17 protein-coding genes are annotated in these 20,418 nt (G+C 70.5%); 4 read left to right on the plus strand and 13 right to left on the minus strand.

Annotation, left to right across the window (positions count from 1 at the left end; translation table 11 throughout):
* The first annotated feature begins 81 nt into the window (after positions 1–81).
* A complete protein-coding gene (locus ACZ6WN_RS11175; RefSeq protein ID WP_465864706.1) occupies positions 82–1,971 on the plus strand; it encodes a DUF5107 domain-containing protein in 1,890 nt (629 codons plus the stop codon).
* 6 nt (positions 1,972–1,977) lie between these two features.
* On the opposite strand, the gene ACZ6WN_RS11180 is transcribed toward ACZ6WN_RS11175, so the two are convergent.
* From ACZ6WN_RS11180 to ACZ6WN_RS11190, 3 genes are all read right to left on the minus strand, one after another.
* On the minus strand, positions 1,978–2,475 hold the full coding sequence (locus ACZ6WN_RS11180) for a PGPGW domain-containing protein (protein ID WP_465864707.1): 498 nt from the start codon (positions 2,473–2,475) through the stop codon (positions 1,978–1,980).
* A 56-nt stretch (positions 2,476–2,531) separates the two neighbouring features.
* The gene (locus ACZ6WN_RS11185; RefSeq protein ID WP_465864708.1) at positions 2,532–2,906 is read right to left on the minus strand and encodes a DUF805 domain-containing protein; all 375 of its coding nucleotides are present in this window, start codon (positions 2,904–2,906) and stop codon (positions 2,532–2,534) included.
* Positions 2,907–3,072: 166 nt separating this feature from the next.
* Complete coding sequence (locus ACZ6WN_RS11190) at positions 3,073–4,917, minus strand: phosphoenolpyruvate carboxykinase (GTP) (protein ID WP_465864709.1); 1,845 nt, start codon at positions 4,915–4,917, stop codon at positions 3,073–3,075.
* A gap of 332 nt (positions 4,918–5,249) precedes the next feature.
* Here ACZ6WN_RS11190 and ACZ6WN_RS11195 point away from each other — a divergent pair, with 332 nt between their 5' ends.
* Both ACZ6WN_RS11195 and argJ read left to right on the plus strand, forming a co-directional pair.
* Positions 5,250–5,711 carry a hypothetical protein gene (locus tag ACZ6WN_RS11195; protein ID WP_465864710.1) on the plus strand — a complete coding sequence of 154 codons (462 nt, stop codon included), beginning with the start codon at positions 5,250–5,252 and terminating at the stop codon, positions 5,709–5,711.
* Between the two features lie 37 nt (positions 5,712–5,748).
* The gene (gene argJ, locus ACZ6WN_RS11200; RefSeq protein ID WP_465864711.1) at positions 5,749–6,897 is read left to right on the plus strand and encodes a bifunctional glutamate N-acetyltransferase/amino-acid acetyltransferase ArgJ; all 1,149 of its coding nucleotides are present in this window, start codon (positions 5,749–5,751) and stop codon (positions 6,895–6,897) included.
* Positions 6,898–6,923: 26 nt separating this feature from the next.
* On the opposite strand, the gene ACZ6WN_RS11205 is transcribed toward argJ, so the two are convergent.
* The 10 genes from ACZ6WN_RS11205 to ACZ6WN_RS11250 form a co-directional block, all read right to left on the minus strand.
* On the minus strand, positions 6,924–7,610 hold the full coding sequence (locus ACZ6WN_RS11205; protein ID WP_465864712.1) for a sirohydrochlorin chelatase: 687 nt from the start codon (positions 7,608–7,610) through the stop codon (positions 6,924–6,926).
* Positions 7,611–7,701: 91 nt separating this feature from the next.
* On the minus strand, positions 7,702–8,817 hold the full coding sequence (locus ACZ6WN_RS11210; protein ID WP_465864713.1) for a uroporphyrinogen-III synthase: 1,116 nt from the start codon (positions 8,815–8,817) through the stop codon (positions 7,702–7,704).
* Between the two features lie 32 nt (positions 8,818–8,849).
* Positions 8,850–9,194 (minus strand): nitrite reductase small subunit NirD, encoded by a 345-nt coding sequence (nirD, locus tag ACZ6WN_RS11215; RefSeq protein WP_465864714.1) that lies wholly within the window; start codon positions 9,192–9,194, stop codon positions 8,850–8,852.
* Positions 9,191–11,797, minus strand: a complete 2,607-nt coding sequence (gene nirB / locus ACZ6WN_RS11220; protein ID WP_465864715.1) for a nitrite reductase large subunit NirB — start codon at positions 11,795–11,797, stop codon at positions 9,191–9,193. Before nirB ends, nirD begins: the two co-directional genes overlap by 4 nt.
* Entirely contained in the window at positions 11,794–13,218 is a 1,425-nt protein-coding gene (locus ACZ6WN_RS11225; protein ID WP_465864716.1) for an FAD-dependent oxidoreductase, read from the minus strand. Before ACZ6WN_RS11225 ends, nirB begins: the two co-directional genes overlap by 4 nt.
* The gene (locus ACZ6WN_RS11230) at positions 13,215–15,269 is read right to left on the minus strand and encodes a molybdopterin oxidoreductase family protein (RefSeq protein ID WP_465864717.1); all 2,055 of its coding nucleotides are present in this window, start codon (positions 15,267–15,269) and stop codon (positions 13,215–13,217) included. Before ACZ6WN_RS11230 ends, ACZ6WN_RS11225 begins: the two co-directional genes overlap by 4 nt.
* A 568-nt stretch (positions 15,270–15,837) precedes the next feature.
* A complete protein-coding gene (locus ACZ6WN_RS11235) occupies positions 15,838–16,575 on the minus strand; it encodes an ABC transporter permease (RefSeq protein WP_465864718.1) in 738 nt (245 codons plus the stop codon).
* Positions 16,572–17,285, minus strand: a complete 714-nt coding sequence (gene ccmA / locus ACZ6WN_RS11240) for a heme ABC exporter ATP-binding protein CcmA (RefSeq protein WP_465864719.1) — start codon at positions 17,283–17,285, stop codon at positions 16,572–16,574. The genes ACZ6WN_RS11235 and ccmA overlap by 4 nt, the downstream gene beginning before the upstream one ends.
* A 44-nt stretch (positions 17,286–17,329) precedes the next feature.
* A complete protein-coding gene (locus ACZ6WN_RS11245; protein ID WP_465864720.1) occupies positions 17,330–17,926 on the minus strand; it encodes a TetR/AcrR family transcriptional regulator in 597 nt (198 codons plus the stop codon).
* A gap of 9 nt (positions 17,927–17,935) precedes the next feature.
* Positions 17,936–19,126 (minus strand): heparan-alpha-glucosaminide N-acetyltransferase domain-containing protein, encoded by a 1,191-nt coding sequence (locus ACZ6WN_RS11250; RefSeq protein WP_465864721.1) that lies wholly within the window; start codon positions 19,124–19,126, stop codon positions 17,936–17,938.
* A 74-nt stretch (positions 19,127–19,200) separates the two neighbouring features.
* On the opposite strand from ACZ6WN_RS11250, the gene ACZ6WN_RS11255 reads away from it, so the two are divergent.
* Complete coding sequence (locus ACZ6WN_RS11255) at positions 19,201–20,415, plus strand: MFS transporter (RefSeq protein ID WP_465864722.1); 1,215 nt, start codon at positions 19,201–19,203, stop codon at positions 20,413–20,415.
* Positions 20,416–20,418: the final 3 nt, after the last annotated feature.

Genomic DNA, 20,418 nt, shown 5'->3' on the forward strand with positions numbered 1-20,418 from the left:
GAACAGCGCTCGCTGAATCGCCGGTCTCTTCCACGGCGACAACCGTGGAAGAGACCGGCGGTCGCTGGTTGGATGGTCGCGATGACCACGCTGAGGATGGATCGGCTCGCGATCGAGGGCGCCGAGGACCCGATCGATGGACCGCTTCCGCTGCTGCACGGGGTGCCTCGACCAGGGTTAGAGCCCGGCGCCGCGCCCTATCCGGACATGGCGGCCAACCTCGAGTACGGCCGGCCGAGCACGCTGCTGCCGTACACGGCTCAGGACTCCTACACCCGCCGACGCACGATGCGTGATCTGCCGAGCCTGGTGCTGGAGAACGAGCTGCTCTCGGCCACCTTCCTGCCCGGCTACGGTGGGCGGCTGTGGTCGCTGGTGCACCGGCCGTCGGGCCGCGAGCTGCTGCACCGCAACCCCATCCTGCAGCCCGCCAACCTGGCGCTGCGTGACGCCTGGCTGGCCGGCGGGGTCGAGTGGAACGTCGGGGCCACGGGGCACTGGCCACTCACCTGCTCCCCGCTGCACGCCGTGAGCCTGACCGCGCCGGACGGCACCCCGGTCCTGCGGATGTACGAGCTGGAGCGGATGCGTCGGGTCGTGGTCACGATCGACGCGTGGTTGCCGGCCGGATCCCCGGTGCTGTTGATGCACGTCTCGCTCCACAATCCGGCGCCGAAGCCGACGCCCGTCTACTGGTGGACGAACATCGCGGTGCCCCAGGGCCCGGACGTACGTGTCATCGCGCCGGCCGAGCGGGCCTTCCACTTCGACTACGCGGAGCAGCTGAGGCTGATCGACTTTCCGCAGACGGCGGGCGGCGACCAGAGCTATCCGGCGAGGTTCCCGCAGGCGGCCGACTTCTTCATGGACGTCCCGGACGGCGAGCGCCGCTGGATCGCCGCGCTCGACGGCGACGGCCGCGGGCTCGTCCAGACATCCACCGACCGACTCGTCGGCCGCAAGCTCTTCCAGTGGGGCACCGGTGCGGGCGGGCAGCGGTGGCAGGAGTGGCTGTCCGGTCCGGACGCCGCCTATATCGAGATCCAGGCCGGCCTGGCACGTACGCAGCTCGAGCACCTCGCGCTGCCCGGCGGCGAGACCTGGGAGTGGGCCGAGGCGTTCGGCCTGCTCGAGGTCGACCCCGAGCGGGTGCACGGCTCGTGGGACTCGGCTCGGGCGGCCGTGAACGAGGCGGTCGAGATGCTCGTCCCGCGGGCCGATCTGGAAGACGCGCTCGACGAGGCAGGACGCTTCGCACCGCCCGCAGACCTGCTCGCCCGCGGGTCCGGGTGGGGCGCGCTCGAGGTCGCGGCCGGCGCTGTGCCGGCGGACCCGCTGCGTCCGTTCGGGGCGTGCGGCGACGAGCAGCAGCCCTGGCTCGATCTACTGCAGCGCGGCCGGCTGCCGATCAGCGACCCGCCCGCGGCTCCCGTCCTCGGTGCGCACTGGCGCGAGCTGCTGGAGGCCTCGGCCGACGACTGGCATGCGTGGTACCACCTCGGCCTGCTCCTGCTGGCCGACGACGACCGCCGCGGAGCACGCGAAGTCCTGGAGCGGTCGGTCGCCGACCATCCCAACCCCTGGGCCCTGCGCGCCCTCGCGCACCTCGCAGAACCGGCGGGCCCGCCTGCTGCGGACCTCCTGCTCGAGGCACACCGCCTCCGTCCCGACCTGCGCGAGCTCACCATCGAGCTGCTCCAGGCGCTGATCTCGGCCGATCGACCCACCGAAGCGCTCGAGGTGATCGCCACACTCACCGACGCGGACCGGGACCACGGCCGGATCCGGCTGTGCACCGCGCGGGCGGCGCTCGCCGTGGGCGACCTCGACCGGGTCCGTCAGCTTCTCGACGCGGGCATCACGGTCGACAACCTCCGCGAGGGCGAGACCGCTCTGGACACGCTCTGGCTCGCCGTCCGTCCCGGCGAGCCGGTTCCGGCTGCGTACGACTTCCGGATGACTGCCGACTGACGAACGTCAGGCGACCTTGTTCATCTCGCCGGTGTGCTCGATGTCCTCGTCGAGCTGGTGACGAGCATCGGGGTGGCCGTGGAAGCGGTGGTAGGAGTAGCCCAGGATGGCGAGGGCGATGATGCACGACCCCAGCAGCGTGACACCGGTCCAGTCGCCGCCGAGGAGCCAGAAGGACGCCTCGAGGGGCCACCAGTGGGGCGCGGGCGGGTTGATCAGGAAGACGACGCCGACGGCACCGATGGAGAGCGCCCCCAGGGTCGAGGCCACGATGCGCGGCCAGGTCTCGACGCCCTCGGCGACACCGCGCATCGCGCGGAGACGGACCGGCTCGACGTAGCGACGGGCCCACGCGTACTGGCGGGAGAGCACAACCAGCCCACCGAAGAGCATCAGCAGCCCCGGCCCGGGCAACACCATCGCGGCGATACCGGCGACCACGAGCAGCCACCCAACGGTCTCGTAGGCGAGCCGCTTCGCTGCGGCTCCTGCGAGGGACTTCATGCCAATAGCCTGCCATTCGGGGACAACCCCGAGAACAACTAGGGGAATTTTACGCCTCATGCGGCCAGGTCGTACTTGACACCCTCGGGGCTCGGGAAGGTCAGCCAGAGCACCGCGAGGACGATGTCACCGATCACCGGCACGATCAGGATCAGCTGCCACCACCCGGAGCGGTTGACGTCGTGCAGCCGCCGCGCGCCGAGCGCGATGGTCGGTACGAACGCCACCAGACCGTAGAGACCGATCACGAGACTCACCACCTCGTTACGCGCGAGCACGAGAACGATGAGCATCAGAAGGTTCACGAGCATCGGCCAGAGCAACTCGGTGCGGCTGGCGCGACCCGAGAATGTCGCGTACTTCTTCCAGAACCGCGCGTACGCCTCGGTGATCGAGGCCGCACGAAGCGGCTGGCTCAAGGGGATCGTCACGGGCAGGAACCTTAGGTGGCGGAGATCGGCTACGTAAATGTCTGGCCGGGCATCTGTTCCGGAAATGAACAAAGTTCATCTTCCCGTAGGAAACGGGCGCAGACGGAAACAACGGAGGCGGCGTACGGAAAGAATTCCGTACGCCGCCCCCGGCTGTATGTCTCGATCAGGCCTGCTCGGCGGCCTCGTCGATGGCAGCAGCGACGCGCCTGTGCGCCTCCCAGATCTCCTCCGGCAGCTTGAACTGCTTGAGGTGCTCCTCGCGGAAGCCCATCTCCTGCTTCCAGCGGGTCAGGTCGAGGGAGAGGATGCGGTCGAGGTCCTTCTGCGGCAGCTCGAGGCCGCGCAGGTCGAGCTCGTCCTCGGTCGGGATGACGCCGACGGGGCTCTGCTGGCCCTTGACCTCACCCTTCTTGAACTGCAGCAGCCACAGCAGCGCGCGCACGTTCTCGCGGTAGCCGGGCCACAGGAAGTGACCGTCCTCGGAGTCGCGCTGGAACCAATTGACGTGGGCGAAGACCGGCTTGTCGGTGGCCTCGCCGATGATCTTCAGCCAGTGGCGGGCGTAGTCGCCCTCCTCGTAGGCGAGGAACGGACGCATCGACATCGGGTCGTAGCGCAGCACGCCCTCGAGGCCGTCGGCCGCGGCGGTCGCCTCGGCACCCAGGGTGAGACCGTCGTAGACGCCCTCGGCGACGTCGGTGATCGCGCGGATCAGCGGCTCGCGGTCACGGGTGCGGCCACCGAAGATGATCGCGTCGACCGGCACACCGGCCGCGTCGTCGAAGTCGGGGGCCGCGTTGGGCACCTGCGAGATCGGCGTGGTGAAGCGGGAGTTGGGGTGGGCCCAGGGCTCGCCCAGCTCGTCGTCGATCCGGTCGGCGATGCGCTCGCCCTTCCAGTCGATCCAGCCGTCGAGGTCGTCCGGGTGGTGCTTGGTGAGCCCCTCCCACCAGACCTCCTGGGTCTTCTCGTTGTAGGCGACGTTGGTGAAGATCGCACCCGAGCCGGGCAGGATCGCCTGGACGGCGCCCGGGTTGGTCTTCTCGTTGGTGTCCTTGGCGACACCGAAGACGCCGTTCTCCGGGTTGAAGGCGTAGAGCTTGCCGTCCTCGCCGACCCAGATCCAGGCGATGTCGTCGCCGTAGAAGGTGACCTCGTAGCGCTCACCGAGGGCGTCGGGCGAGAGCGTCATCGAGAGGTTGGTCTTGCCGGAGGCGGACGGGAAGCCACCGACGACGTGGAACTCCTCGCCGGTCTCCTTGTCCTTGATCCCCAGCAGCAGGAACTGCTCGGCCAGGAACTTGCCGGAGGCGCGGCCGTCGTAGCAGGCCTGGCGCAGGCCGTGGGCGATCTTGCCGAGCAGCGCGTTGCCGCCGTAGGAGGAGCCGAAGTGGAGGATCGTACGCTGGTCGGCGACCGTCGCGAACAGACGCTGGTCCTGGTCGGTCCCCTGCCCGAGATTGGGCAGGTCGCCGGTCACGTGCACGGCACGGACGAAGGAGCTCGGGTCCGCGAGGTCGTTGATGTAGTCGATGCCGACGCGCGCCATCCGGATCATCTGCTGCACGACCGGGCGGCTGTCGGTGAGCTCGACACCCGCGGCGTACGCCTCCAGGGGCGAGCCGGCCGGAGCCATCAGGTAGGGGATGACGTACATCGTCTTGCCCGCGGAGGCGCCGGTCATCCGCTCGGTGAGCGTCTTGACGGTCTCCTCAGCAGGCTTCCAGTTGTTGTAGACGCCCTTGTCCTCCGGGTTGGAGGTGGCGACCACGGTGCGCTCCTCGGAGCGCGCGGTGTCCTTGCGGTAGGAACGGCTGTAGTAGCGGCCGCCCGTGACCGGGAGAAGCTCGCCCGCCGCCAGGGACTCCTGGAGGAGCCGCTCGTCGTCGGCTGCGCTGACAACCTCGATCTGCGCGGCTCCGGTCACCCCTGCCCAGTAGGAGACGTACTCCCGCACATGAGGATTCGTCAGCCCCGCCTCATCGAGGACCTTGTCCACGTCAACCATTCCGACACCCTTCAAAAGTTTCGCCGATTGCAGGCACGTTACCCCAGTTGAAGAGGCCTCCAACCGGGGTACCGTGCACCAGAGTGGGTCATCGATCACGAGCCTGGACAATTGATCGATCCAACTGCAGGCGATGTTCCGATAGCCGGTGCCGAGACCCTTGTGACCCCCATGTTTAAGTGAGAAACGCCTCATTTCGGCGGGCGGTCCGTAATGTGGATGTGACGCCGATGTCGCATGGTGACACGGATTACATCTAAGGTTTCGCGAGTGATCCCCCAACACACATCCGTTGAATTGTTTCAATTCCTGAGCGGTCCAGAGGTCGCCTGATGGACCTCATTCTCGGGACCTTCGCCGCCTCCTTCGCCGGAGGACTCTTCCCCATCATCAACTTCGAGACCTACCTCGCGGTGGCCGCCTCGAACCTCACCTTCTCCGCCCTCGTCCTCGCTCTGGTGGCGGGAATCGGCCAGACCAGCTCCAAGGTCGTCTGGTACTACGCCGGCCACGGCACCACCGCCCTCCCCTTCGTCCGCAAGAAGATGGCGTGCGAGAAGTGGCAGCAGCGGATGGAGAAGTGGGAACGGCGTACGCAGGGCCGGCCCGCCTACGCCGGCGGGCTGCTCGCGGCGGCCGCGCTCAGCGGACTTCCGCCGCTCGCGATCCTCGCCGTCGTCTACGGCACGCTCAAGGCCAACCTGGTGCTCTTCGTCGGCATCACGTTCGTCGGTCGCGTCCTGCGCTCCTGGATGATCCTCGAGGCGGCGGCGTTCGCCTGGTTGCGGACATAGGGCGTTCGTCGTCCCGGACTGGTTCTAGGCTGTCCGCATGTCTCAGCCAGCTGGATTCGTCGGTGTCACCGCCAACCTCGGCCTCAAGGAGGGCGCTGACGACTTCGCCGTCGTCGCCGCCCCCTCGGGCCCGGTCACGAGCGCCGCGGTCTTCACCCGATCCCGCTTCGCCGGCGCCTCGGTGCTGCTCTCCCGGGCCTCGGACGTCTCCGCGTTCCGCGGGATGGTGACCATCTCGAAGAACGCCAACGTCGCGACCGGGCCGACGGGCGAGGCCAACGCCTCGGAGGTACGCCGCCTGGCGGCCGAGGTCGTCGGCGTCCGCCCCGAGGAGCTGCTGGTCGCCTCGACGGGCGTGATCGGCGTGCAGTACCCGATGGACGTGCTCACCCCTGCCCTGGAGAAGCTCGCCGGCACTGCCGGGGAGGCAGACTTCGACGCCGCCGCGGCGGCGATCATGACGACCGACACGGTCGCCAAGATCGAGACCCGGACCGTCGGCGACGCGACGATCACCGGGATCGCCAAGGGCGTCGGGATGCTCGAGCCCGACATGGCCACGATGCTGACCTACTTCTTCACCGACGCCGCGGTGCCCGCCGCCGAGCTCGACGCGGCCTTCCGCCGGGTCGTCGACCGCACCTACAACGCGGTCTCGATCGACACCGACACCTCCACCTCCGACACCGCCGCGATCTTCGCCTCGGGCACCGCGGGGCCGGTCGATCTGGCCGAGTTCGAGGCCGCGCTCTACGACGCCGCGCTCGCGCTGGTGAAGAAGATCGCCTCCGACGGCGAGGGGGCCTCCAAGCTGATCACGGTCGTGGTCAGCGGCGCTCGCGACGACGCCCAGGCCAAGCGGGTCGGCAAGGCCATCGTCAACTCGCCGCTGGTGAAGACCGCCGTCCACGGCGCCGACCCCAACTGGGGCCGGGTCGCGATGGCCATCGGGAAGCTCCGCGAGGAGACCGACATCTCCCCCGAGCACGTGCGCATCGCGTTCGGCGGCACCGAGACCTACCCCGCTCAGGTCTCGGCAAATCTATTGGCGGATTTGTCGACTTATCTGTCCGGCGACGAGGTCTCGATCGAGGTCGACCTCGGCATCGCCTCGGGCGAGTTCACCGTCTACGGCTGCGACCTCACCGACGGCTACATCCGCATCAACGCCGACTACACGACCTGACGGCCCCTCCGCTGGTCGAGGAGCGGTCAGCCGGCCTGCGCGGAGCTCTCCTCGGCGAGGAGCGCCGAGGCGCGGCGTACGACCAGCTCCACGACGTCGGGGTGCGGGCCGATGACGTCGGCGACGGTCGCCGCACCTGCGGCCTCGGAGCGGGTTCGGACCAGGTCGGAGAAGAAGCCGGGGGCGAGCAGGTAGGGCGAGACGGCGTCGCCGGGGCGTACGACCTCATCGATGGGCGGCGCGCCGGAGCCGGAGACGGTGGCGACCCGGACCGGGCCGCCCCAGGCCGCGGCGAGCATCGACCCGGCCGCTGTGATGTCGGCGCGAGCTGCCGGGTCGTTGGAGCCGGCCGCGACCAGAACTACCGACTGACCAGGGGAGACACCGGCGGCGAGCAGGCGGTCCACCTGTGCCGATGCGAGCAACGGGTCCGGGCCGAGCGGCGCCCCCAGGGTCACCGGGACGGCGGCCGACGCGACCGCAGCGGGCAGGTCGACGCGTACGTGATAGCCCGTGGACAGCAGCAGCGGCACCAGGACTGTGGGCTGCGAGGTCTCGGCCAGGACATCGGCGACGAGCGGCTCACAGAGCTCGACGTACGCCGCCTTCGACTCCATCCCCAGCGCGCGACCGGCCCGCTTGGCGATGATCGAGGCGACCGCATTCCCGAGCAGCTGCCGGGTGCCGTGCGCAACAACCACGAGACGCGTCATCGGTCGTCACTTCCCCGCACATGTCCGGATGTTGCAGGGACCGCCGCCGCATCGGCCGCGATTTCCCCGCACATGCGCGATTCCGACGAGATCACGGGGCCACCGCCAGGCGGTAGCCGCGCTTCACGACGGTCTGGATGGTCTTGGTGCCCAGGGCCGAGCGGAGGCGCGCGACCGCCATCTCGACCGCGTGCTCGGAGCCGGCGGTGCCGGAGGGGAGCATCGCGAGCAGCGCCTGCCGGGAGACGACGTTGCCGGGGTTGGCGACGAGCGCGCCCAGCACCGCCGCGGGGGCCGGGGAGAGCTTCACCTCGGCGCCGTCGAGGATGACGGCGTCGTCATGGAGCAGCAACTGGTGGCCGCCGGCGAGCTCGATGAGGAGGCCCTCGCGACGCAGCGGCAGCTCGGCCTCGAGCATCTTGACCATGGCCGCCGTGCGGGAGCGGTCGGGCACCATCGTCGGCACGCCCCACATCTCGAAGGCGGCGGCGGTCACCGGGCCGACGCAGGCAGCGACCACGTCGGCCTGGAAGGCCGCCACGACCTCGTCGCGCAGGCCGACCGAGCCGGCGGCCTGCATGAACGCGGCCACGGCGGGGGCGGAGGTGAAGGTGACCGCGTCCAGCTCGCCGTCGGCCAACGTCTCGACCAGCCGGAACATGGGTTCGGGGTCCGCGGCCGACTCGACCCGGTAGACGACCACGTTGATGACCTCGGCGCCCTGACGGGTCAGCGCGTGGGCGACCATCGACAGCGACTGCCCGTGCTCCTGCACCACGATCCGCTTGCCGGTCAGGTCGCGGCCGCGCAGGTGCTCCAGGACGTCGTCGAACTCCTCCGACTCCGGCGCCCACAGCTCCCGCAGACCTCGGCGCCGCAGCGCTCCGACCGACTTCGGTCCGCGCGCCAGGATCTCGGCGCCGCCGAGCGTCTCCAGGAGCCGGCCGAGCAGTCCCCACTCCTCCGCGGCATCGAACCAGGCGCGGGTGCCGATGCCGGTCGTGGCCAGGAACATGTCGATCTTCTGGCCGATGATCTGCTCGGTCACCGCGCGCAGCGCGCTGGCGTCGACCCGGTTGGGGTCGACGGAGAGCGCGGGCGCCCACACCACGTGTGCTCCCCGCCTCTCGAGCAGGTTGATCTGCTCCTCGGCCTTCCGCGCCGCGGTCACGCCGACACGGAAGCCGCTCAGCGCGCCACTGTCCACATCGGAATCGTAGGTCCCCTGCACCGCGTACGTCATCGCCGGGCGCCGACCCGGATCTCACCGTCGACGACGTCGACCTCATAGGTCGCGACCGACACCGACGGGTCGTCGAGGCACCGACCGCTCTCGAGGGAGAACGGCTGCTTGAGCAGCGGCGAGGCCACGAACGGCACCTCGCCACGCGTTCCCACGATCCCGCGGGCGAGCACGGAGGCGTGACCGTACGGGTCGTAGTTGGACAGCGCGAAGACCCGGTCGTCGAGGGTGCGGAAGACGGCCACCGCCTCGCCCCTGACCAGCGCGGCGACACCGGTCTCGGGGTCGATGTCGTCGAGGCGACAGACGGAGATGTACGTCATGGTCTGTGTCTGGGTCATCGCGACTCCTCCAAGGTGTGCAGGTCGGCGGGGGCACCGACCGGGATCGTGGCGCCGAGCGAGACCGGGGCGTCCGCGACCTCCGGGACGATCTGGCCGCGCGTGGATCCGAAGGAGATGTTGGGGTCCGGGATCTCGGGGGCGTTGACGAAAGAGACGAACCGCTTCAGCTTCTCCGGGTCCTCGATCGTCGCCTTCCACTCGTCGAAGTAGCCGTCGACGTGCGTGGCCATCGCGGCCTCGAGCTCCGTGCCCAGGCCGAGGACGTCGTCGACCACGACCTCGCGGACCCGGTCCAGGCCGCCCTCGAGAGCGTCGATCCAGGTCGAGGTGCGCTGGAGGCGGTCGGCGGTGCGGACGTAGTACATGAGGAAGCGGTCGAGGTAGCGGACCAGCTCCTCGGTGGTCAGGTCGCCGGCGAGCAGCTGCGCGTGGGCCGGGACGGCGCCGCCGTTGCCCCCGACGTACAGGTTCCAGCCCTTCTCGGTGGCGATGACGCCGAAGTCCTTGCCGCGGGCCTCCGCGCACTCGCGGGCGCACCCGGAGACGCCGCCCTTGAGCTTGTGCGGCGAGCGCAGCCCGCGGTAGCGGGTCTCCAGCATGATCGCGAGGCCGACGGAGTCCTGGACGCCGTAGCGGCACCAGGTCGAGCCGACGCAGGACTTCACGGTTCTGAGCGACTTCCCGTAGGCGTGGCCGGACTCGAACCCGGCGTCGACCAGGCGCTTCCAGATCGCCGGCAGGTCCTCCATCCGGGCGCCGAACATGTCGATGCGCTGGCCGCCGGTGATCTTGGTGTAGAGGCCGAACTCCTTGGCCACCTCACCGATCACGATCAGACCCTCGGGGGTGATCTCGCCGCCGGGGATGCGCGGGACGACGGAGTAGGAGCCGTTCTTCTGGAGATTGGCCAGGTAGGCGTCGTTGGTGTCCTGGAGCTTGCGGTTCTCCTTGGCCAGGACGTGGCCGTTGAGCTGACTGGCCAGGATCGAGGCGACGGCGGGCTTGCACAGGTCGCAGCCGCGGCCGCTGCCGTGGGCCTCGATGATCTGGTCGAAGGTCGTGTAGCCGTGGATCAGGACGACGTCGAAGAGCTCGGCGCGGGTCATCGCGAAGTGCTCGCAGAGAGACATGTCGACCGTGCGGCCCTGGGCCGTGAAGTAGTCCTCGACGATCTTCTTCACCTGCACCTTGCACGACCCGCAGGTGCTTCCGGCCTTGGTGGTCTTCGTGACGTCCGCGGCACTCTCGCAGCCGTTGTCGACGGCCGCCTCGATGTCACCGCGGGTGACGTTGTTGCAGGAGCAGACCTGCGCCTCCGGCGGAAGCTGGATGCCTCCCCCACCGCCACTGGACTGGGGGAGGATCAGCTCCTCCGGGTTCTCCGGAAGCACCATGCCCGAGGCGACCATCGGCCGGAGCAGGCCGTACGCACTCGCATCGCCGACCAGCACGCCGCCGAGCAGGCGGGTGCCGTCCTCGCTGATCACGAGCTTCTTGTAGACACCGGCGACGGCGTCGGAGTAGGTGAGCTCGAGGCACTCGTCGGTGGTGCCGTGCGCGTCACCGAAGCTCGCGACGTCGACACCGAGCAGCTTGAGCTTCGTCGACATGTCGGCGCCGGTGAACGTGCCCGCTCCGCCGAGCAGGGCGTCGGCGACGACCTCGGCCATGTCGTAGCCGGGGGCCACCAGGCCGTACATCTTCCCGCCGGGCGCGGCGCACTCGCCGACCGCCCACACGTGCGGGTCGGAGGACCGGCACTGCTCGTCGACCAGCACGCCGCCGCGCTCGGCCAGGTCCAGGCCCGCGGCGCGGGCGAGCGCGTCGCGGGGCCGGATGCCGGCCGAGAAGACGATCATGTCGACCGGCAGCGGCTCCTCGACGTCCTTGAACTTCAGCGCGCTGACCTTGCCGTCGCGTACGCCGCTCTCGTCCTCGTCCACCGCCGACGGGAGCGCCGACTCGGTCATCACGCCGGTGTGGACGGTGAGGCCGAGCTTCTCGATGTGCCGCTTGAGCGTGTTGCCACCGGCGTCGTCGACCTGCACCGCCATCAGCCGCGGCGCGAGCTCGACCACGTGGGTCTCGACACCGAGCTGGTGCAGCGCGTTGGCCGCCTCGAGCCCGAGCAGGCCACCGCCGATCACCGCACCCGCGCGAGCGGTCTTCGCGGCCTCGCGGATCGCCTCGAGGTCCTCGATCGTGCGGTAGACGAAGACGTTCCCGAGCTCCGAACCCGGCACCGGCGGCACGAACGGTGCCGCTCCGGTGGCGAGCACCAACTCGTCGTACGCCATCTCCTCGCCGTCCGCGAGCATCACGGTCTGAGCCGCCGGGTCGATCTCGACGACGCTCGTGCCGGTGCGCAGGGTGACCCGCGGGTCCTCGTAGACGCCGGAGGGCAGGAACGAGAGTGCTTCGGCGCCGACCTCGAAGAAGCTGGTGAGGGCGACCCGGTCGTACGCGGGTCGCGGCTCCTCCCCGAGCACCACGATGTCGTGGGTCTCGGTGAGGCCGCGCTCGATCGCGGCGGTCACGAAGCGGTGGCCGACCATGCCGTGGCCGACGACGACCACCTTCTTGCGGAGGTGAGGGCTCATGACGGGATTCCTTCCACTGAGCGCTTTCGGGGGCTTGAGGCGAGAAGCAGACGTACGGTCGGCGCGCAGCCGCCGCAGCCGGTGGTGGCGCGGGTGGTTTCGCGTACGTCCTCGAGGGACCGGCACGCCCGGATCCGGCCGGCGCTGACACCGGCGCAGGCGCAGACCTCCGCGTCGTCGGGGAGCTCCGGGCGGGGGCTGGTGGAGGGCTCGGGCAGCAGCAGCTGCCCGGCCTCGTGCTCGCCGAGGACCGTCTGCCGGTCGAAGGCCTGGGTGATCAGGCCGACCCGGCTCAGGTCTCCGACGAGGGCGCCGGCGACGATGCGGCCGTCGCGTACGACGAGCTTGCGGTGGGTGCCCTTGACCGGGTTGGCGATCTCGACGACCTCGCCCGCCTCCTCCTCCGGGGAGCCGAGGACGCAGACGTCGAGGTCGGTGGCGCGCAACCGGGCGACGACGCGGTGTCCCACATAGGTCGCGGGACCGCCGGCGAGGACGTCGGCGAGGACGCCGGCCTGCTCCCAGGCGGGGCTGACGAAGCCGGTGGTGGTCGCGTTGTGCTCGGCGCAGTCGCCGATCGCGTAGACATCGGGGTCGTCGACGCTGCGCAGCTGGTCGTCGACGACGATGCCACGGTTGACGGTGAGCTCGGCGCGGCGGGCGAGGTTGGCGCGCGGACGGCCGCCGGCGGTGAGCACCACCAGGTCGGTCTCGAGGGTGTAGCCGTTGTCGAGCTTGAGGCCCTCGTCGGTCAGCCGGGTCGCCCGGGCGCCGAGGTAGACCTGGGTGCCGAGCTTGGCCATCGACCGCTTGAGCACCTTCCCCGCCGACGCGCCGACCTGGCTGCTGAGCAGGTGGTCGCGGCCCTCGACGACCTCGGTCTCGATGCCGCGTACGGCCAGGGCCCGGGCGACCTGGAGGCCGAGCAGACCGCCGCCGACGATCACCGCAGTGCGCGGGTGGTCGTGGAGAGTGTTGAGCAGTCGTGCGCAGTCGTCGAGGCTGCGGAACGCCTGCACCCGCGGGTCCAGCGAGCCGTCCATCCGCACCACACCACGGATCGGCGGCAGGGTCGGGATGGCTCCGGTGGCGAGGACGACCTGGTCGTAGGGGACGGTCGTCCGGTCGGCCAGCTCGACCGTCCTGGTGTCCCGGTGGATGTCCACGACGAGGCTGTCCAGGCGGAGGTCGACGCCCCGGTCGGCGTACCACTGCTCATCTCGCAGCGCGAGCGCCCCGGGACGGTGGGTGCCCTCGAGGACCGCGGAGAGCAGGATCCGGTTGTACGGAGCGTGCTGCTCCTCCGCCAGCACGGTCGTCCGCGGCCCGAGGCCACGCGCGACCAGTCCCTCGACGAGGCGTGCCGCGGCCATGCCGCCACCGATGATGACGATCCGCTGCTCGTCGGTCGGCTCCTTCATGCGCTCACCGCCGCGGCGCAGACCTTGAACTCAGGCATCCGGCTGGAGGGGTCGAGGGCGTCGTTGGTGAGCTTGTTGGCGCCGACCCAGTGGAAGGGTACGAAGACCGTGTCCGGGCGGATCGTGGTCACGATCCGCGCGGGCGCCTTCATCTCGCCGCGCGGCGTGCGGACGACGACCGGGTCGCCGTCGTGGGCGCCGACGCGGTCGGCCAGCAGCGGGTGGAGCTCGACGAAGGCGCCCTCGTCGGGGAGGTCCTTGATCCGCCGGGTCTGGGCACCGGACTGGTACTGCGCGAGCACGCGGCCGGTGGTCAGGTGGAGCGGGTAGTCGGCGCTCGGCTGCTCCGCCGGGCCGCGGTGGGCGACGTCGACGAAGCGGGCCCGGCCGTCGGCGTGGAAGAAGTCCTCGGCGAAGAGCCGTGGGGTGCCCTCAGTGCCCTCCGGGCAGGGCCAGAAGACGCCGTCCTCCTCGCGGATGCGGTCATAGGTGATGCCGCTGTAGTCGGCCTTGCCGCCCTTCGAGGCCGCGCGGAGCTCCTCGAAGATCTCTTCGGGGTCGGTCGACCAGGTCGAGGCGGCACCGAGGCGGGTGGCGAGGCCGGTGACGATGTCGAGGTCGTTCCTGACGCCTTCGGGGGCGGTGACCGCCTGGTTGCGCAGGATCACCCGGCCCTCGAGGTTGGTCATGGTGCCGGTCTCCTCGGCCCACTGGGTCACCGGCAGCACCACGTCGGCCAGGGCGGCGGTCTCGCTCATCACCATGTCGGCGACGACGAGCAGGTCGAGGTCGGCCAGGCGCGACGCGATGTGGGTGGCGTTGGGGGCGGAGACGACGATGTTGGAGCCGAAGACGAGCAGGCTCTTGGGGCCCTCGGGGGTGCCGAGCGCGTCGAGGAGCTCGTAGGCGGAGCGGCCCTTGCCGGGGATCGTGTCGGGGTCGACGCCCCAGACGGCGGCGACGTGCGCCCGGGCCGCCGGGTCGTCGATCATCCGGTAGCCGGGGAGCTGGTCGGTCTTCTGGCCGTGCTCGCGGCCACCTTGGCCGTTGCCCTGTCCGGTGAGGCAGCCGTAGCCGGCGTACGTCTTGCCGGGCATGCCCAGCGCGAGTGCGACGTTGAGCCAGGCGAGGACGGTCGCGGTGCCCTGGGCGTGCTGCTCGGCGCCGCGCGCGGTCAGGACGGTCACCTTCTCCGCGGTGGCCAGCAGGTCGGCGAGCTCGCGCACCTGGCTCGCCTCGACGCCGGTGACCCGCTCGACCATCTCGGGCCACCAGGCGGCCACGGAGCGGCGTACGTCCTCGAAGCCTGTGGTCCGCTCGGCGACGTAGTCCTCGTCGACGGCGCCGGCCGCGTCGAGCAGGTGCAGGACACCGAGCGCGAGGGGGAGGTCGGTGCCGGGGACGGGCTGGAGGAAGAGGTCGGCGCGCTCGACGGTCGGGGTCAGCCGCGGGTCGATGACGACGACCTTGCCGCCGTTCTCGCGGAGCCGGTCGAGGTGGCGGGCCGCCGGGGGCATCGTCTCGGCGAGGTTGGAGCCGACGAGCACGCAGACGTCGGTCTTCTCGATGTCGGCCAGCGGGAACGGCAGGCCGCGGTCGACGCCGAAGGCCTGGTTGCCGGCCGAGGCCGCCGAGCTCATGCACCAGCGGCCGTTGTAGTCGATCTGGGAGGTGGCGAGGGCGACCCGGGCGAACTTGCCGAGCTGGTACGCCTTCTCGTTGGTCAGTCCGCCACCACCGAACACGGCGTTGGCGTCGGCGCCGTGGGCATCGCGCAGCTCGGCGAGCTTCGAGGCCACCAGGTCGAGCGCCTCGTCCCAGGTCACCGCGCTCCACTCCCCCGTCGCCCGGTCGCGCACCATCGGGGTCGTCAGCCGCTCGCGGCTGCCGCGCAGCCCGGCCGCCGTCCACCCCTTGCGGCAGAGGGCACCCTCGCTCACCGGGCTGTGCCGGTTCCTCTGGGCTCGCTCACTGACCTCCAGCCGGGGACCCTTGCGAGTGAGGGTCATCCCGCACTGCAGACTGCAGTAAGGACAGTGGGTGTCGGTCACGCGTACTCACACCGTTTCAGGTCGGGGGTGGGCGACCTCTACATTCCGGCGTCAACGTTTCGCACCGATCCGCTCCCCGTACCCCTTCCGTCAACTTCCGCTCACCACCTCACAATCCCGCCGAGAAGCCACCCCCGTCGGGCGAAGCGTCACCTCCGTCGGCCGAGACGTCAGACGCGTCGGGCGAAGCGGCAGCCCCGTCGGCCCAAGCGGCAGCCCCGTCGGTCGAGAGGTCCGCCCAGCCGGTCGAAGCGTCAGCCCCGTCGAGCGAGAAGTCAGCCCGGTCGTCCGAGACGTCACCCCGCCGGCCGAACCGTCAGCCCGCCGGGCGAGACGTCACCCCCGTCGAGCGAGAAGTCAGCCCGGTCGGTCGAGACGTCAGCCCAGTCGGTCGAAACGTCAGCCCCGTCGGTCGAAACGTCACTCCTGTCGGTCGAAGCGTCAGCAGCACGCCACTCGGCCAGCGCAAGCGACGCCTCGACCGACGCAAGCGACCCCTCGACCGACGCGGGTGACGCCTCAGCCGACCGGGGTGACGCCTCGGCCGACGGGGGTGACGCCTCGACGATCAGGGAGTACGCCGCCGCAGCGTCGCCGAGCCGAGAGCGAGGCCGGCGACGACGAACCCGGACACGACAGCGAGGTCGGTCCAGACGTCACCGGTGTCCGTGGAGGTGACGAGGTGGGTCATCGCGTCGACGGCGTAGGAGAGCGGGAGGAGGTCGGAGATGGTCTCGAGTACGGCCGGCAGCGACTCGCGCGGCACGAGGAGGCCGCACAGCAGGATCTGCGGGACGACGATCGCCGGCATGAACTGGACCGCCTGGAACTCGGTCGTGGCGAAGGCCGAGACGAGCAGCCCGAGAGCGGTGCCGAGGACGGCGTCGACGATCGCGACGACCACGAGCAGGGCGACCGAGCCGCTGATCTCCAACCCGAGCAGTCCGACGCTGACCCCGACGGCGACACCCGACTGGACGGCGGCGAGCAGCCCGAAGGCGAGCGCGTAGCCGAGCAGGAAGTCGCCCTTGCCCAGCGGCATCGCGAGCAGCCGCTCGAGCGTCCCCGAGGAGCGTTCGCGCAGCGTGGTGACCGAGGTGACCAGGAACATCACGATGAACGGGAAGATCGCCAGCAGGGCCGGACCGATCTGGTCGAAGATCGGCGCGGGCGAGTCCGCGTACATCCACCACAGCAACGACATCAGCAGCGTCGGCAGCACCACCAGCATCGCCAGGGTGCGGTGGTCACGCCGGATCTGGGCGAGCACCCGCCCCGCCACCGCAAGGGTCCGTCGCAGACTCATCGTGCCGCCTCCTTCACCAGCGTCAGGAAGGCATGCTCGATGTCGTCCGCGTTTGCCTTCTGCTTGATCTCGGCCGTACTGCCGTCGGCGAGGAACACGCCCTCGCGCATCAGCAGCAGCCGGTCGCACCGGTCGGCCTCGTCCATGACATGGCTGGACACGATGACGGCCGCACCGGCCTCGGCCAGGGCCCGGAACGTCCCCCACAGCTGCTCGCGCAGCACCGGGTCGAGCCCGACCGTCGGCTCGTCGAGCACCAGCAGCGACGGCGATCCGAGCAGCGCGGTCGCGAGCGAGACGCGCGAGCGCTGGCCGCCGGAGAGATCGCGTACGACCTGGTCGGCATGGGACACCAGGTCCACCGTCTCGATCACCGCGGTCACCGACGACGAGGGCGCGCCGAGCACCTTCGCGAAGAAGCGGAGGTTCTCGGTGACCGTCAGGTCGTCGTAGACGCTGGATGCCTGCGTGACGTAGCCGATCCGCGAGCGCAGCGACGAGGACCCCGCGGGCTCGCCGTGGACGGTCAGCGTCCCGGTCACCTTCGCCTGCACACCGACCAGCGCCCGCATCAGCGTCGTCTTGCCACACCCCGACGGCCCGAGCAGCCCGGTCACCTCGCCGGCCCGCACGGAGAAGTCGAGGTCGTGGAGGACCTCGCGCTTCCCGCGTACGACCCGGAGGCCGGACACCTCAACCACGTTATTCATCACACGATGAAATGTCGCACGACGGCCGCCGCCGCGCAAGAGGCCTACGGCAACGGTCCGGTCAGATATCCCTGGACCACCGGCGCGTACGTCGCCACCAGCGTCTCCGCGGGCGCAGAGGCGAGCGGCTCGATCCGGGCGACGTAGCGGAGCACGACGATCCCCACGAGCTGCGAGGCGACCAGGGTCATCCGCCGGTCCGGTTCGTCGAGCTCGAGCGCGTCGCCGACCGGCCCGAGGATGAGCCGGCCGAACGCCTCCGGCACCAGCGCCTTCCCCTCCGGCTCGAAGACGCTGCGCACCAGCGCCAGCAGCGGGAGCCGCGACTCCTCGTCGTCCCATACGCTCAGCAGCAGCCTCACCAGGCGCTCCCCCGCACCCTTGCGCCCACCGGCGGTGATCGTCGGGGCGATCTCACGCGGGTCGATCCGCAGCTCCAGCGAGGCGACGAAGAGGTCCTCCTTGGTGCCGAAGTAGTGGTGCACCAGCGCCGAGTCGACACCGGCGGCGGTCGCGATCCCGCGGACGGAGGTCGCGGCGTACCCCTGCTGCGCGAAGCGCTGCCGAGCAGCCGCCAGGATCGCCGCCCGCGTGTCGGGCGAACCGGGCCGGCGCCCTCGCCGCGGTGCCGTCGTACTCATGCGGCCACGCTATCCCGACGGTGTCGCCTCACGGCGCGGCTCGGTCCGGCGCAACCAGGCGGCCGGCCGCCCGACGAGCCATTCGAGCGGACCGGGCCGGCCCCACGCGGTGACGAGCGCGCCGATCGCCATCACCACGAGCACGTGGACGACGTACGTGTCGGGCGTCTCCGGCGGCCAGACGGCATCGGTCCTCATCAGCACGTGCAGCGTGTAGAGGGTGAGGGTCATCGTGCCGGCGCCGAACAGCACCGCCATCACGGTGCGCCCCCGCTCCGGCAGCCGCAGCGCGATCATCTGGCAGGCGCCGATGACGAACATCGAGCTGCCGATCGTCTGCGCCAGGTCGAACGGCGTGGACGAGTGCGGTGCGACGACCAGCAGCCACTGCCAGCCGCCGTCGACCGGCGTCTGCCCGTAGAGGCCATAGCTCATCGCGGTCAGCGCCCCGTCGATGTCCGTCCCCGGATAGCTGCGCAGCAGCACCTCGGCCACCGACGGAATCCGGGTCAGCCGCTCCGAGAGCCAGGTGGCCGAGACGGAGATGATGACGCCGCCGGTCCAGAGCATCGAGACCACGAGCCGGTTGCGCAGGTCGATGCGGCCGATGGCCATCCCGATCAGCAGGTACGCCAACCACGGGACGGCCGGGTAGTAGCCGGTGAAGAGCAGCTCGGCGAGCAGTCGGCCCGGCTCCAGCAGCTGGGACGGCTCCGGGCTGGCGAACTGCCGCGGCGGCAGCATCGGCCGGACGATCTGCGACACCAGCGGGCCCACGACGACCCAGACCACGCCGAGCAGCCACAACCATCGCGCCCGCAGCCCGAGGAACGGGATGGCGAGCAGGAACAGCACCCCGTAGTAGGTCAGGATGATCGCGATGTTGGTGCCGAGCGACCCGAGCACCAGCCCGAGCGCGGCGATCAGCACCGCCCGCGCGGCCAGCCCCAGCGACCGTGACGCGAGCACGCGGCCCGCGACCGGCGACTGGCGCCCGGTCATCAGCGCCAGGCTGACCCCGGCAAGCACGGCGAAGAGCGCCGCGGACCGGCCACCGGCGACGGCCTGGATGCGGGTCAGCTCCCCGGCGGCGTCCACCGGTTCGAGCACGTGCGTCGCCATCATCCCCAGCAGCGCGAGGCAGCGCGCCACGTCGACACCGACGAGACGCGTCGAGAGTCGATCGGACAGCGCGGACATCGCCCCCAGAGTAGAGATATCTCACGCACGCCGCGGCTTCACCCACCCGCAACACCTGCTTTACCGTGAGAACGATGTCCGTCGATACCTCCCTGAGCCGCCTGAGCCGCCCCTGGGTCGGCCACGATGCGGGCAGCAGCGGCTACCGGCGGATCCTGATCGGCCTCTTCGCCGCCGGGATCGCCACGTTCGGGCAGATGTACTCCACCCAGGGCATCCTCCCCACCGTCGCGCACGCGCTCGAGGTCAACGAGGCCTCCGCTGCGCTCACCGTCTCGATGGCGACCCTCGGTCTCGCGGTCAGCGTCCTGGGGTGGTCGTGGGTCGCCGACCGCATCGGCCGGGCGCCGGCGATGAAGATCGCGCTCTCGATGTCCCTCGTCCTCGGCCTGCTCACCCCGCTCGCGCCTGGCTTCACCACGCTCCTCGTCCTGCGCAGCCTCGAAGGTCTCGCGCTCGGCGGCGTACCCGCCCTCGCGGTCGCCTATCTGGCCGAGGAGATCCACGTACGCCACGTCAGCCTCGCCGCGGCCATCTACATCTCCGGCACCACCGTCGGCGGCCTTCTCGGCCGGGTCATCACCGGGCCGTTCGCCGACCTCGGCGGCTGGCGCCTGGGCGTCACCGCCGGCGGCGTCCTCTCCGCGATCGCCGCGGTCATCGCCATCACCCTGATCCCGCGCGCCCAGGGCTGGGTCCGCCCGACCGGCAAGCCGACGACGTCCGTACGCGAGGGGGTGCTCGCCAACCTCCGCGACCCGGGCATGCTCGTCCTCTACGGGCAGGCCGCGCTGATGATGGGCGGGTTCGTGGCGACGTACAACTATCTGGGGTTCCGCCTCGAGCGCGAGCCCTTCGGGCTGCCGGTGGCGATCTCGAGCCAGATCTTCTTCGCCTACCTCGGCGGCACCGTCTCCTCCTCCGTCGCGGGCCGCCTGGCCGCCACCCACGGACGGCGAAAGGTCATGCTGACCTGCGTCGTCATCACGATCGTCGGCGTCGTGATGACCTTCCCCGACAACCTCGCGATGGTCCTGACCGGCCTCGTCGTCCTCACCACCGGCTTCTTCGGCGCCCACGGCGTCGCCTCCGGCTGGGTCGGCGCCCGCGCCCGGGTCGGCAAGGCCCAGGCCAGCGCGCTCTACAACCTCTTCTACTACGGCGGCTCGAGCCTCTTCGGCTGGCTGCTCGGCTATGCGTACGCCGTCGGCTGGTGGGGCGTAGCCACCGCCGTCCTCGCCCTGGCCCTGACCTCGCTCACCTGGTCCTGGTTCGCCGCCCGCGACTGATCC

This window comes from Nocardioides sp. NPDC054178 (assembly GCF_055585005.1).